We start from the raw sequence: 13,268 nt of genomic DNA on the forward strand, positions 1-13,268 counted from the left end.
AGCCCAGATAGTAGTGGAAATCCTTTTGTGTTCGCTTTTTCTGCGGACACAAAAGATTGCAACGAATAGCTGGATTAGCTTCAAATATAAATAATGAGGATGAGATTGCTTCGCCCTCGTAATGACAAATAAAATGAAAAAAATATTAGTTACAGCTTTAATAGCTTTCGGATTTACAACAATTAATGCGCAGGAAGAGTCCAAAAGTCCCGTTACGTTTTCGGGTTATATAGAGCCTTATTACAGTTATGATTTTGGAAAACCTGATAATCATACCAAGCCCGGTTTTATTTATAATTACAACCGCTCTAATGAAGTGAATTTGAATTTGGGGATGGCCAAAGTGAATTATACCAAGGAGAATGTTCGTGGAAATTTGGCTTTAATGACAGGGACATACGCTCAATACAACATGGCTGCGGAGCAAGATTTGTTGAGGTATATTTATGAAGCCAATGTAGGTGTTAAAATTTCTAAAGAGTATAATCTTTGGGTTGATGCGGGAGTTATGCCTTCGCGTATTGGTTTTGAGAGTGCGATAGGCAAGGATTGTATGACTTTGACAAGAAGTATTGGAGCTGAAAATTCGCCTTATTATGAAACAGGTGTAAAAGTTGGATATACCTCTACGTCTGAAAAATGGTATCTGGCTGCTATGTATCTGAACGGTTGGCAACGTATACAAAGGGTAGATGGCAATCAAACTCCGGCTTTTGGGACTCAAGTTATTTATAAACCAACGGGAGCTGTTGCTTTGAATTGGAGCACTTATGTTGGGAACGAGCAACCAGATATAGACAAAAAATGGCGTTATTTTAATGATTTTCATGGGCAATTTAAATTGACTAATAAGACAAGTATAATTGCAGGTTTTGATATTGGAGCGCAACAATCCGCTAAGGGGAGTAGCAAGTATGATGTTTGGTATACTCCAGCGGCAATTGTGCAATATAGACCAACAACAAAAATTCAATTGGCGGCTAGAGGTGAATATTATCAAGATGAAAAAGGAGTGATTATTGCAACTGGAACACCCAACGGTTTTAAGACATATGGTTTTTCAGCAAATTTTGATTACTTACCAGTAAATAATGTAATGTTTAGGATAGAAGCTAGAACTTTGAATAGCAAGGATGATATTTTTCTGAAAGACAATAATCCAACAGATAGCGAAGTATTTATCACTACATCTCTGGCTATATCAATTTAAAAAAAGGGAGATGTAAAATGTAGAATGTAAGATGTAAGATGTGAAATGTAAAATGTCGTTGATATATAAACACTTTACTTTTGCATCTCACATTTTTTACACAATTAAAATATGGACAACGGAAAAGAAAATAATGTCAAACACTTTCTTGATTTAATTCAAAAATCACGTAGGGGGAAGTTTAAAGTCTACATTGGAATGAGTGCCGGTGTGGGCAAAACTTTTCGTATGCTACAGGAAGCTCATACATTATTGCGTAATGGAATCGATGTAAAAATTGGTTACATTGAGACCCATAATCGTAAGGAAACACAGGATTTGATAGAAGGCTTGCCTATTATTCCTAGGAGAACACTTTTTTACAAAGGAAAGCAACTGGAGGAAATGGATTTGCAAGCTATCATTAATTTGCGCCCCGAAGTTGTTATTGTAGATGAGCTGGCTCATACCAATATTGAGGGTAGTAAAAATGAAAAGCGTTGGCAAGATGTTTTGGAAATTTTAGAAGCTGGAATCAACGTGATTTCGGCAGTTAATATTCAGCATATTGAGAGTTTAAATGAAAGTGTAAAACAAATCTCCAATGTTGATGTCAAGGAAAGAGTTCCTGATAATGTCTTGCGGTTGGCTGATGAGGTTGTCAATATTGATTTAACCGCCGATGAACTCATCACAAGATTGAAAGAAGGGAAGATTTACACAGCCGATAAAATTCAGACTGCCTTGGGGAATTTTTTTAAGTCTGACCAAATTTTGCAATTACGGGAATTGGCCTTGAGAGAAGTAGCCAGCCAGGTTGTTCGAAAAGTAGAGAGTGAAATTCCTAAGAATCATGCTTTGCGACATGAAAAATTACTGGCCTGCATAAGCAGTAATGACAGAACTGCCAAAATTGTGATTCGAAAAACAGCACGATTAGCCAGCTATTATAATAGTGATTGGTATGTTTTGTATGTAGAAACTCCGAAAGAAAGTCCAGATAAAATACCACTTGACAAACAACGTTATTTGATTAATAATTTTAAATTGGCAACCCAATTAGGAGCCGAAGTGATTAAAATCGAAGATAAAAATATTACGGATGGTATACTCAAAACTGTAGGGCAGAAACAAATTACAACGGTTTGTATAGGGAAGCCACATTTTAATTTGTTTAAAGTAATTTTGTCTACTACTATATTTAATAAATTATTAAAGAATCTTTCATTATCTAATATTGACCTTGTAATTTTATCATAAAATAAAATTGCCATGATTACAAAAAGCATCTTCATATGAAAATCAAGACTAAATTAAACCTGAGTGTCGGATTGTTATTTTTACTGATAATAATCCTCACGTTGGTGAGTGCTTTTTATGTTTTTATGATAAAAAAAGACACTGAAAACATACTGAAAGCCAATTATAATACATTGGAATATTCTCGAAACATGTTACTTTCATTAGACAAAATAAATAACGATGAAAGAAACGCAATAGCTGTTTTTGAAACCAATCTGAATAAACAAAATAAGAATGTAACCGAAGTTGGGGAAGATAATGCAACCCTAAATCTGCAGAAAAGTTTTAATGCTCTGAAAACAAAAAGCACAGATGAAGCATTAAAAAGTCAAATTCGACAAGATATTTTTGAAATTATGAAGTTGAATATGATGGCCATCAAACAAAAAAGTGATGTTGCTAAACATACTGCCGAAACTGCCAATTTATGGATTGCCATTACGGGAGCACTTTGCTTTTTGATAGCTTTTAATTTATTGGTTAATTTACCCAATAACATTGCTAATCCAATCAAGGAACTAACAGAGAGTATCAAGGAAATTGCCAATAAAAATTATTCTGAACGCGTACATTTTATGAGCCATAACGAATTTGGAGATTTGGCAAAATCATTCAATACAATGGCGCAAAAATTAGAAGAGTATCATGATAGCAATCTCTATAAATTATTGTTTGAAAAGAAAAGATTAGAAACTTTAATAAACAATATGCATGATCCCATTATTGGGCTGGATAATCAAGGAATGATTTTGTTTGTCAATGATGAAGCATTGAAAATTATTGGAATGAAATCCGAGGATGTGATTGGAAAAATGGCCTCAACGATAGCATTGACAAATGATTTGATGAAATCATTAATTGTAAAAAGCCTTGAAAATGAGTCCAAAATTGCGATACGAAAAACACTTCCGATGAAAATTTTTGCTGATGAAAAAGAAAGTTATTTTGAGAAGGAAAATGTAAATATAACTATTCAGCCTACAGGTGAAGATCAAACGATTGATATAGGAGATGTAATTATTTTAAGAAATATTACACCTTTCAAGGAATTGGATTTTGCCAAAACAAATTTTATTGCCACAATTTCACATGAATTAAAAACACCTATAGCGTCTATGAAATTCAGTTTGCAATTATTAGAAAAAGAGCAAACCGGAATCTTAAATGAAGAACAAAATCATTTGATTGACAGTATTAAGGATGATAGTGAGCGTTTATTGAAAATTACTGGCGAATTGCTAGAACTATCGCAAGTAGAAACAGGAAACATACAATTGAATATTGAGAAAAGCAATCCTTATGAGATTGTGCATTATGCCACGGAAGCCGTAAAAATGCAAGCTGAACAAAAACACATTGAGTTGTTTGTTGATGCAGATGAAAATCTTCCGAATATAAAAGCTGATAGCGAAAAAACAGTTTGGGTACTGATCAATTTTCTGACCAATGCCATTCGGTATTCATCTGAAAAAAGCACTATAACAGTAAAATTGAAAAGCGACAATCATCAGGTTTCATTTGTTGTGATTGATACCGGAAAAGGAATCGATAATCGCTATATAACCAAAGTTTTTGATAAATATTTTCAAATTCCGGGAAGCAACAAAACTGGTACTGGGCTAGGATTAGCGATATCCAAAGAATTTATAGAAGCTCAAGGAGGAACAATTGGCGTTGAAAGCAAATTGGGCTTGGGGAGTACTTTTTATTTTAAATTAATTGAGGTGTAATTTTTTTTCTGATTCATACTGTGCATGATTTAGGTAGGGATTTTACAAAGTCTATTTAGAACTTACATTGAGTTAATATTCATTAGGGATTCTTAATGATTTAACAATTTAAGCTTAAAATCTCTAAAGCTTTGTTGCAATTATATTTGCCAACATATTTAAAAACCTAAATTTAAAATGAAAAAAAATCTACAAAAACTTTTTTATGTTGCTTTGCTTGGGTTTGCAACCTTTTCTAATTCCTCATGCAGTAATAATGACGAAGAAACAGTAACCGTACCTTATGCCACTGATGAAAACCTTGTTGCTTTAAAAGGAGAAGACAATATGCGTGATCTTGGAGGCTATGTTGGGGCTGATAGTAAGCGAATTTTATACCACAAATTATTTCGCTCAGGAGAGCTTTCTACATTAACAGCTGCCGATTTAGAACATTTGACTTCTAAAGAGATATATCAAATTATCGATTTAAGGACTACTACGGAACGTACAGAGAAACCAGATGTTACAATAAAAGGGACTGTTCATTATGAACTTTCTTTATTGGATGAGAGTAATTCATTGACGAGTGGTGGTGCTACGAGCTCAAATAGTGTAATGGGGTTAATTCTTTCCGGAAAAGTGAAAGCGGAAGAGATAATGATTCCAGCTTACGCAGTAGATGATATTAAAATTGCACAATGGACAAAAATATTTGACTTATTGGAATCTGGGCAAACGACACTTTGGCATTGTACTGCTGGTAAAGACAGAGCAGGAATGACTAGTGCTTTAGTACTTTATTCGTTGGGTGTTGACAAAAAAGTTATCATCGAAGATTTTATGAAGTCCAATGATTATCTTGCTACAAGTAATAATCAGACAATTGCTTATATTAATGCTCAATATGGAGTTGCAGGTATGGGCGAAAAATTAATACCATTATTAGGGGTTAAAGAAGTTTACATAACTACTTTTTTAAATGAAATTGAAACTAAATATGGAAGTGTAGATAACTTCCTTACTAAAATCATTAAAGTAGATACCGCTAAAATGAGACAGAATTTTCTTGAAAAGTAATAAGATGGATTAACTTATCATTAATAACAAAGAAAAGCCTGGTGTATGCCAGGCTTTTCTTTGTTAAAAGTTTTAATTTGTTCAAACTTTATTTTAAATCAGATTGATAATTTTGTAGAATATTAAATTAAAATATGCTTAGCAATCCGCCATATTTACGGCAATTGCCAGTCCACCTTCTGAGGTTTCTTTGTATTTTGAGTTCATATCTTTGGCAGTTTGCCACATAGTATCAATAACTTTATCCAAAGGAACTTTTGCGTTTTTAGCGTCGGTTTCTAAGGCAAGTTCTGCAGCATTAATTGCTTTTATGGCACCCATTGTATTTCTTTCGATACATGGAATCTGAACCAAACCACCAATTGGGTCACAAGTTAGTCCTAAGTGGTGCTCCATGGCAATTTCGGCAGCCATAAGTACTTGTGCAGGTGAACCACCCATCAATTCACATAAGGCTCCAGCGGCCATTGCAGATGAAACTCCAATTTCGGCTTGACAACCTCCCATTGCCGCTGAAATAGTAGCTCCTTTTTTGAATATACTGCCTATTTCTCCGGCAACCATAAGGAATTGCTTGATTTCTTTTTCGCCAGCCTGATGGTTTTCAATCACTAAATAGTACATCAAAACAGCTGGGATAACTCCAGCACTTCCGTTGGTTGGAGCAGTAACTACTCGACCAAGAGCAGCATTTACTTCATTTACAGCTAGTGCAAAACAGCTTACCCATTTTAGGATTTGGCGAAATTTTACTTCGGTTTTTCTAATTTCTTCCAGCCATTCCTGAGGATTGGTATAATTTGATAAACCTATTAAATTTTGGTGCATATCAAAAGCGCGTCTTCGAACATGTAGTCCTCCAGGGAGTATACCTTCGGAATGACAACCGATGTACATGCATTCGAGCATGGTGTTCCAAATTCGCATTAATTCATGGTGAATTTCAGCTTCTGGACGCATCGATTTCTCATTTTCATAAACGATTTGAGAAATAGTCATATTTTCTTTAACGGTATAGTTCAAAAGTTCTTCCGCATTTTGAATAGGGAAGGGGAAAGCACATTTTATAACTTGCTTTTTCTTGGCATTATCACGCTCTTCTTTTACAACAAATCCGCCTCCTATAGAGTAAAAAGTTGAAACATATTCTGTCTCGTCTTTGAAAAAAGCGGTAAAAGTCAATCCATTAGCATGGAAAGGAAGGAAGTTTTTATTGAAAACAATATCTTGAAGGAAGTAAAAAGGGATATTGATTTCATTTCCTAAATTGATTTCATTTTTTGTTTCAATTGATTTGATGATTCCATCAATATCTTGAATAGGTATATATTCGGGGTCTTGGCCGCTTAATCCCAACATAACAGCCAAGTCTGTGGCGTGCCCTTTACCTGTCAAAGAAAGGGAACCGTATAAATCTACTTTTACTCTAGTAACATCATTTATATTATATTCATTTCTTAATTCGGCTAAGAAACGTTCTGCTGCTCTCCAAGGGCCTAATGTGTGTGAACTTGAAGGTCCTACACCAATTTTTAACATATCAAAAACTGAGATACATTCTTCCATAAATCTGTGAATTTTGAAAAACAAATATAGCTAATAATAAATGTATAAAAAGTGAAAATTATTCTAAAAAGTGTTAACTTGATAATATTGCATTATTATAATTGCTGCTTTTTTAATATATTTTGAATCTAGTTTAGAATTTCAAAATTGTACTACCACAGTAGGGGATTTTCAATAAAGGATTGGTTTTATTGCGAATATTTGACTTTCAGTGATGTATGTCCTATTTAGGTTGAAAGTAAGGAAGAAGTAAAATAACGTTTTAGTGTTTTATTTGTAGATATCTAACTGTGAACTTACCGGATAATATTGTATTAGAATTAATAATGATTGGTATTTTTCATCAGTATCGAATAGTCTTTATGTATGATGGAAATTTGCCATTATGAATTGTATTTATAAATTGGTCTATTTGTTATTGTTAAAAAAAAACAAATATTATCTTCATATAAAAAGATAATAAGCCTATATTTGTGGCTTCATTCAAAAATTCCGGAAAACATGTTTGAATTTCAGCAGTATTTAGGCTTTTTACTTTTCTTGACCATCCTTACTATGGGGTTTTGGTTAATGTTTTTCCTAGTTGGTTTCGTATCCTATTGGGTAGGTGGAGCAACTTGGGAAGCTTACAAAGAAAAGAAAGCAAAGCAAAAAGAAGAATAGTCAGTATCATCTGATTTTACTTTACAAAAAAAGGACCCGTTTTTACGAGTCCTTTTTTTATTTCTTAATTTTTAATTTATCCAGGGAAATCACCATTATTTTCTTCTTGATTTTTTTTAGGTTGTTGTTTTTCCTTGTCATTTTTTCCTTTGTTGAAACGATAAGTGAACGATAAGTTGAATTGACGTTTACGGAATTGCATTTCACCATACGATGTTTGGTTTTCAAGATACGTATAAGATCTCATAATTCTCGTGTTGAAAATATCACTGATATTGAACGCTATTGTTGCTTTGTCTTTTAGTAAATCTTTGCTGAAAGCGGTGTTCATACTAAACTGATCTAGATTTTTTCCTTGTGCTGTTTTTTGAGCACCATTGTAGGTAGCATTCAATTGCCAGTCTATTTTGTACGGTAATGTTAGTTTAGAACTAACTCTTGCAAACCAAGTATTGGCTTGGTTGTCAAGATTTTGTACAACAAGATTGCCGTTTGTGTCCGTATAGCTGTTTTCTCCGGTTGTTTTTACATTATATAAATTGAAATTACTGTTTATTCTCCATATTTTGAATGGATTATAGTTTAAAGTAAATTCAAAACCAAATTTTTGCTCTTTTCCTAAGTTAATAGGTCGGCTCAAAATAACTGGAATTCCATTTACATCATCGCCGGTAGGAGACCTCACAAAGCTGAAAACATCTTTTGTGTTTTCAAAATAAGCAGATGTATTAAATGTTACTTTTTCCCAACGTTTGATATATCCAACATCAAATTTGTCTGTTAGGGACGGATCCAAATCAGGATTTCCCTGAAAAATATTAACGTTACTAGAATAGTTTACAGCTGGATTCATGAAACGTCCTCTTGGTCTGGTTAAACGTTTGCTGTAGCTTGTAGTGAAGTTACTTTGATCTGAAATTTCATAACTGATAAAAGCACTCGGAAACAAGTTGTTGTATTTTTTAGCATTGAAATCGTTGGTATCTAATAAGTTTACATGAATACTGGTGTCTTCCCAACGCAATCCAAATAAATAAGAGAATTTATTTTTCTTGAAACCATATTGTGTATAAAGTGCATTGATGGTTTCTTTGTATTCTAAGGTATTAGATAAATTATCGATTCTTACGCCTTGATCGTCAAGAACATAATATTTATTGTTTAAATCACCAAAATTTCCTTTGTATCCAGCTTCAAACTGACTTCCTTCTCCTAGTGGGAGTACATAATCAGCCTGCAATTGTGCTTGTTTTTGTACCTGATCATTTAAGGTGTTGTTATAATTGTTTGAGCCTGTAATAATGCTTTGGCTATCATCAGTATTTCTTGAAATAGAACCATCAACAGTAAGTTTGTGTCCTTTGTCGTTGAAGTTTTTAATTAAGTTTGATGTATATGAAATGTTTTCGCTACCTGTATCTCCATTGTTCAAACGGTAAGATGTACCCGTAAAAATATGTGATGCATCATAGTTGCTGTAGTTAATTAAATCATTGTCTTCACCAGTATTCTTTTCGAAATTGATAGCATTTGTCCAATATGTATTTGGGGCCACTGTCCATTCAATACCGGCTCTTCCATTAAAACCATCTCTGGTTCTCTTTGTGTCACGATCTTCATCCAAAAAGTTTTTGATAGAACCGTCTTCATTGAAATATTCTGAATTCGTTTTACCGCCACCTTTGTTTGTTCTGTGATTGTAACCCGCAGTAGTGAAGTAGTTTAATTTTTCTGTTTTATAATTTACATTGGCACTTAAACCATAGGTCTCCGGGATTCCCGTTGAAGCTATAAGAGTTCCGTTGAACCCCTGATTTTTACCTTTTTTAAGAATGATATTGATTATCCCAGAACCACCTTCTGCATCATATCGTGCAGATGGATTCGTGATAACTTCAACTTTATCAATGGCATCAGCAGGAAGTTGTCTTAACGCTTCGGCGATATTTACGGCATAAGATGGTCTTCCATCAATTAAAATTCGGATATTATCACTTCCTCTTAAGCTCACATTTCCGTCGGTATCAACAGAAACTGATGGAACATTGTCTAAAACATCACTTACAGTTCCGCCTTTTACCATCATATCCTGACCAACGTTGTATACTTTTTTGTCCAGTTTTATTTCTACCGATGTTTTTTCAGAACGTACCACAACTTCGTTCAATTGTGAAGCATCTTCTTCCAGACCAATTGTACCCAATGAAGTTTTTTCGAGTATTTCTTTTTGTTTGATTTCAATTGATTTAAACGATATGAATTCTATTACAATATCGTATACCCCAGGAAAAACCTCAGCTTCAAATTCTCCTTTATTGTTTGTTATACCTCCGGTTACAGCTTTAGGAATTTTAGTGTTTTTTAATGTGATAGTAGCATATTCAAGAGGATGATTGCTAGCTTTATCTACTATTTTACCTGTAACTTTTATTTTGGCTCTGGTTGGAGGGCCTTGTTGCGCAAAATTGGTAAGACCAAAAAATAAAAATAGGAGAATTACAGTAAGTTTGAAATTTTTCATTTGTAATAAATAAGATTTCCCAATTGGATTGAGAAAAGCAAAAAAGGTTTAAAGTTAGTTTCCTAATTTTATGTTAATGTCTACAAGAAGGGAGTAACTTTATCCGGATCTCTTCCGATAATGGCTTTGTCATCTTTTACAAGAATAGGTCTTTCTATTAGAATAGGGTTTTCTACCATGGCTTGAATGATTTCGTCTGGAGTCAATGTTTTGCCTTTAAAATTTTCTATCCAAATCTTTTCTTTCTGGCGCACCAGTTCAATTGGGGTAAGGCCTAACTTCTGAAGTAATGTAGTCAACTCAGCGGCGGTTGGTGGAGTTACTAGGTAATTAATGATTTCAAATTCGTTGTTGGATTCTTCCAACATTAGTAGACAGTTTCTTGATTTTCCGCAACGCTGATTATGGTATATTTGTATCATTTTAATAGGTAAGAATTAGTTTGTGTTAAAATAAAAACTATTTTTAGGTAGAGCAAAAATAAGATTTGAAAAAGAAATCGGAGTATAATTTATAGAAAATAACAAATGTTTTTAGAGCAAGGAATAAAAGAAGAAAATAAATTTTGGAAGTATTTAATGGGGACTGTATTCATAATAGCTGCTTCTTTTATGGGGCAATTACCCATGTTGTTGGCTATTGTATATGAAACTGTTTTTCATGGAAAAATATATCCTTCCAGCGATGAGGAACTGATGCATTTTTTTGAACCCAATTTGGCTTTGTTTTTAGTTCTCCTTTCTTTTGTTTTTGCGCTATTCGCAATTTATTTTGTAGTTCGCTTTTTGCATCAGCAAACACTACTGTCCATTATTACATCAAGATCAGCATTGGATTGGGAGAGAGTTTGGTTTTCCTTTGGTATCTGGTCTATTTTTACAATTGGTTCTACGTTATTGTTATGGTTTTTTAGTCCAAGCGATTTTGTATTAAATTTTAAGCTCGTTCCATTTTTGGTTTTAGTACTAATTGGGGCTTTATTTATACCAATTCAGACCTCAGTAGAAGAATTAGTATTTCGAGGTTATTTGATGCAAGGATTTGCTAATTTATCCAGAAACAGATGGTTTCCTTTGGTTATGACCTCGGTTATCTTTGGATTGATGCATCTTGGTAATCCTGAAGTTTCTAAGTTGGGTAATGTAATTATGATTTATTATATAGGGACAGGATTTCTTTTGGGAATAATAGCATTGATGGATGAAGGGATGGAACTTACCTTGGGTTTTCATGCAGCTAATAACTTAATTGGAGCCTTATTGGTAACATCAGATTGGTCTGCGCTTCAAACCAATTCTATTTTTAAAGATGTGTCGGAAACCGAGGTTGGGATTGATATTATTATGCCAGTAGTGGTGGTTTATCCTTTGCTTTTATTTATATTTGGTAAGAAATACAATTGGACTAATTGGAAAGAAAAGCTAACTGGAAAGATTGTTTGAGATTCTAAATGTCTAAGTAATTAAGATTTTAAGTTACTAAGATTTAGTTTGGTAATTTTAAAGAGAAGAGTATAGTTGTCTCGAAACCAAAGCATTACTATATTAGTGTTTAGAAAGAGCATTAAACCATTTTTCTAACTTAGAATCTTAGACACTTAGCAACTTAATTCACAATAAAATTTAAAATAAATAACTGCTATGATTAATACAGTAACCTATAAAAATGTCCATAATTTTTTTAAATTAAATGGATATCACTTGACTAAAGAAGACTTATGTAGAGTAGCTTATAGTTTTATAAAAGAAGGGGAGGATTACGAGCAATCTGTTGGGGAATTCTTATTAGATTGGTTTGATGATAAAGAGTATATCGAAATGTATACATCTGGAACTACCGGAACGCCAAAAAAAATAGAAATAAGAAAAGAAGCTATGGTTCAATCTGCAATTGCAACAGGTGACTTTTTTGGACTACAACCCGGTAATAGAGTTTTACATTGTTTGCCTACCAATTTTGTTGCTGGTAAAATGATGTTTGTTCGATCTTTTATTTTAGGATTAGACATGGATTTTGTAGCTCCAAGTTCTAATCCGTTATATCATAATGACGAAGAATATGATTTTGCAGCGATGGTACCTTTGCAAGCCAAGAATTCTATAGATAAATTGGCGAACATCAAAAAAATAATCATTGGGGGGATGAAGATTCAGAAATCCTTGGAACAAGAATTGATTAAATTACCCGTTCAAATTTACGAAACATATGGGATGACGGAGACCATCACTCATATTGCCGCGAAAAAAATTGGTGAAGAGGCTTTTTCTACCTTACCTAATGTTACCGTTTCTGTCAATGAAAACCAGTGTTTAGTTGTTGAAGCGAAAAAAATCAATAACGAAAAAATTGTTACGAATGATATTGTAAACTTGGTTTCGGACAGTCAATTTGTTTGGTTGGGAAGATTTGATAATGTTATCAATAGTGGCGGTATAAAATTGATGCCGGAACAAATAGAAGATAAATTGTCTGCGGTAATACCTAGACGTTATTTTGTAGATGGTGAGCCTGATGATACATTGGGCGAAAAAGTGGTTCTTTATATAGAAGGGGAAGAAATCAAATTAGATAAATCTGTTTTCAATGTATTAGACAAATATGAAAAACCGAAAGAAATTATTTTTATCCCTAAGTTTAAAGAAACCCCTACAGGGAAAATAATGAGAGATGAAAGTAAAAAACTGATAATAGAAAAATAGCTGTTTATATTTTAGACAAAAAAAGAGAGGATTATTGTCCTCTCTTTTTTTGTCTAAAAATTATTGTCTCATTTTGAAGAAATAATCAGCAGAGTTTTTTCCGCTACCGTAAAATAAGAAAAATATGCAGGCTGCAAGGATAATTAAGGCTACAAATAAATTTTGGTGGTGCATTTCTCCCATGAAATTGATCACTATAGCACCTATTAGAATAGGTAGTTGACCTATTATTGCCCAACGAGTTAGCAACCCACAGAAAATTAAAATACCTCCAATCATATGAGCCGGTGCTATGTAATGAACTATAAACATTCCCCACATACCTCCTTCAAATTTATCAATGGGAGACATTAAATCAACTAAATATTGAATGTTTGTAATGAAATGCACTCCTTTCATAAATAAAAATACTCCCAATGCCATTCGGAGTAAATCTACTGGTAAATAAGTGTGCCTATTGGCCCATTTATTTAAGCTTTTTACATTATTCATAGTACTATAGGTTATAAATTATAATACTAAGTTATTAAATATTAATG

The 13,268-nt window shown here is 33.3% G+C and carries 11 protein-coding genes; 7 read left to right on the forward strand and 4 right to left on the reverse strand.

Annotated elements, in window-relative coordinates; genetic code table 11:
- Nucleotides 1–133: 133 nt before the first annotated feature.
- The 4 genes from OZP08_RS12075 to OZP08_RS12090 all read left to right on the forward strand — a co-directional run bounded on the left by OZP08_RS12075 (nucleotide 134) and on the right by OZP08_RS12090 (nucleotide 5,280).
- Nucleotides 134–1,210: a porin gene (locus OZP08_RS12075; protein ID WP_268846345.1), complete on the forward strand. Its 1,077-nt coding sequence runs from the start codon at nucleotides 134–136 to the stop codon at nucleotides 1,208–1,210.
- Between the two features lie 111 nt (nucleotides 1,211–1,321).
- Nucleotides 1,322–2,449, forward strand: a complete 1,128-nt coding sequence (locus tag OZP08_RS12080; RefSeq protein WP_268846346.1) for a sensor protein KdpD — start codon at nucleotides 1,322–1,324, stop codon at nucleotides 2,447–2,449.
- Between the two features lie 35 nt (nucleotides 2,450–2,484).
- Complete coding sequence (locus OZP08_RS12085) at nucleotides 2,485–4,221, forward strand: ATP-binding protein (RefSeq protein ID WP_281321945.1); 1,737 nt, start codon at nucleotides 2,485–2,487, stop codon at nucleotides 4,219–4,221.
- Nucleotides 4,222–4,398: 177 nt separating this feature from the next.
- A complete protein-coding gene (locus OZP08_RS12090; RefSeq protein ID WP_281321946.1) occupies nucleotides 4,399–5,280 on the forward strand; it encodes a tyrosine-protein phosphatase in 882 nt (293 codons plus the stop codon).
- 138 nt (nucleotides 5,281–5,418) lie between these two features.
- Here the strand turns inward: OZP08_RS12090 and OZP08_RS12095 are convergent, their stop codons facing one another.
- Entirely contained in the window at nucleotides 5,419–6,846 is a 1,428-nt protein-coding gene (locus tag OZP08_RS12095) for an L-serine ammonia-lyase (protein WP_281321947.1), read from the reverse strand.
- A gap of 501 nt (nucleotides 6,847–7,347) precedes the next feature.
- On the opposite strand from OZP08_RS12095, the gene OZP08_RS12100 reads away from it, so the two are divergent.
- Nucleotides 7,348–7,509: a hypothetical protein gene (locus OZP08_RS12100; protein WP_268846348.1), complete on the forward strand. Its 162-nt coding sequence runs from the start codon at nucleotides 7,348–7,350 to the stop codon at nucleotides 7,507–7,509.
- 76 nt (nucleotides 7,510–7,585) lie between these two features.
- Here the strand turns inward: OZP08_RS12100 and OZP08_RS12105 are convergent, their stop codons facing one another.
- Together OZP08_RS12105 and arsC are read right to left on the reverse strand one after the other, a co-directional pair.
- A complete protein-coding gene (locus OZP08_RS12105; protein WP_281321948.1) occupies nucleotides 7,586–10,030 on the reverse strand; it encodes a TonB-dependent receptor in 2,445 nt (814 codons plus the stop codon).
- Between the two features lie 80 nt (nucleotides 10,031–10,110).
- The gene (gene arsC / locus OZP08_RS12110) at nucleotides 10,111–10,452 is read right to left on the reverse strand and encodes an arsenate reductase (glutaredoxin) (protein ID WP_268846349.1); all 342 of its coding nucleotides are present in this window, start codon (nucleotides 10,450–10,452) and stop codon (nucleotides 10,111–10,113) included.
- Nucleotides 10,453–10,557: 105 nt separating this feature from the next.
- On the opposite strand from arsC, the gene OZP08_RS12115 reads away from it, so the two are divergent.
- Both OZP08_RS12115 and OZP08_RS12120 read left to right on the forward strand, forming a co-directional pair.
- On the forward strand, nucleotides 10,558–11,472 hold the full coding sequence (locus OZP08_RS12115) for a CPBP family intramembrane glutamic endopeptidase (protein WP_268846350.1): 915 nt from the start codon (nucleotides 10,558–10,560) through the stop codon (nucleotides 11,470–11,472).
- Nucleotides 11,473–11,670: 198 nt separating this feature from the next.
- Entirely contained in the window at nucleotides 11,671–12,729 is a 1,059-nt protein-coding gene (locus OZP08_RS12120) for an AMP-binding protein (protein WP_268846351.1), read from the forward strand.
- A 60-nt stretch (nucleotides 12,730–12,789) separates the two neighbouring features.
- On the opposite strand, the gene OZP08_RS12125 is transcribed toward OZP08_RS12120, so the two are convergent.
- Nucleotides 12,790–13,221 carry a DoxX family protein gene (locus OZP08_RS12125; protein ID WP_268846352.1) on the reverse strand — a complete coding sequence of 144 codons (432 nt, stop codon included), beginning with the start codon at nucleotides 13,219–13,221 and terminating at the stop codon, nucleotides 12,790–12,792.
- Nucleotides 13,222–13,268 lie beyond the last annotated feature (47 nt).

Origin of the sequence: Flavobacterium aestivum (assembly GCF_026870175.2) — a bacterium.
Classification (GTDB): domain Bacteria; phylum Bacteroidota; class Bacteroidia; order Flavobacteriales; family Flavobacteriaceae; genus Flavobacterium; species Flavobacterium aestivum.

What these genes read in the sequence shown, in the direction of transcription:
- OZP08_RS12075 (WP_268846345.1), top strand. Translation starts at nt 134, where the DNA reads ATGAAAAAAATATTAGTTACAGCTTTAATAGCTTTCGGATTTACAACA.
- OZP08_RS12080 (WP_268846346.1), top strand. Translation starts at nt 1,322, where the DNA reads ATGGACAACGGAAAAGAAAATAATGTCAAACACTTTCTTGATTTAATT.
- OZP08_RS12085 (WP_281321945.1), top strand. Translation starts at nt 2,485, where the DNA reads ATGAAAATCAAGACTAAATTAAACCTGAGTGTCGGATTGTTATTTTTA.
- OZP08_RS12090 (WP_281321946.1), top strand. Translation starts at nt 4,399, where the DNA reads ATGAAAAAAAATCTACAAAAACTTTTTTATGTTGCTTTGCTTGGGTTT.
- OZP08_RS12095 (WP_281321947.1), bottom strand. Translation starts at nt 6,846, where the DNA reads ATGGAAGAATGTATCTCAGTTTTTGATATGTTAAAAATTGGTGTAGGA.
- OZP08_RS12100 (WP_268846348.1), top strand. Translation starts at nt 7,348, where the DNA reads ATGTTTGAATTTCAGCAGTATTTAGGCTTTTTACTTTTCTTGACCATC.
- OZP08_RS12105 (WP_281321948.1), bottom strand. Translation starts at nt 10,030, where the DNA reads ATGAAAAATTTCAAACTTACTGTAATTCTCCTATTTTTATTTTTTGGT.
- arsC (WP_268846349.1), bottom strand. Translation starts at nt 10,452, where the DNA reads ATGATACAAATATACCATAATCAGCGTTGCGGAAAATCAAGAAACTGT.
- OZP08_RS12115 (WP_268846350.1), top strand. Translation starts at nt 10,558, where the DNA reads ATGTTTTTAGAGCAAGGAATAAAAGAAGAAAATAAATTTTGGAAGTAT.
- OZP08_RS12120 (WP_268846351.1), top strand. Translation starts at nt 11,671, where the DNA reads ATGATTAATACAGTAACCTATAAAAATGTCCATAATTTTTTTAAATTA.
- OZP08_RS12125 (WP_268846352.1), bottom strand. Translation starts at nt 13,221, where the DNA reads ATGAATAATGTAAAAAGCTTAAATAAATGGGCCAATAGGCACACTTAT.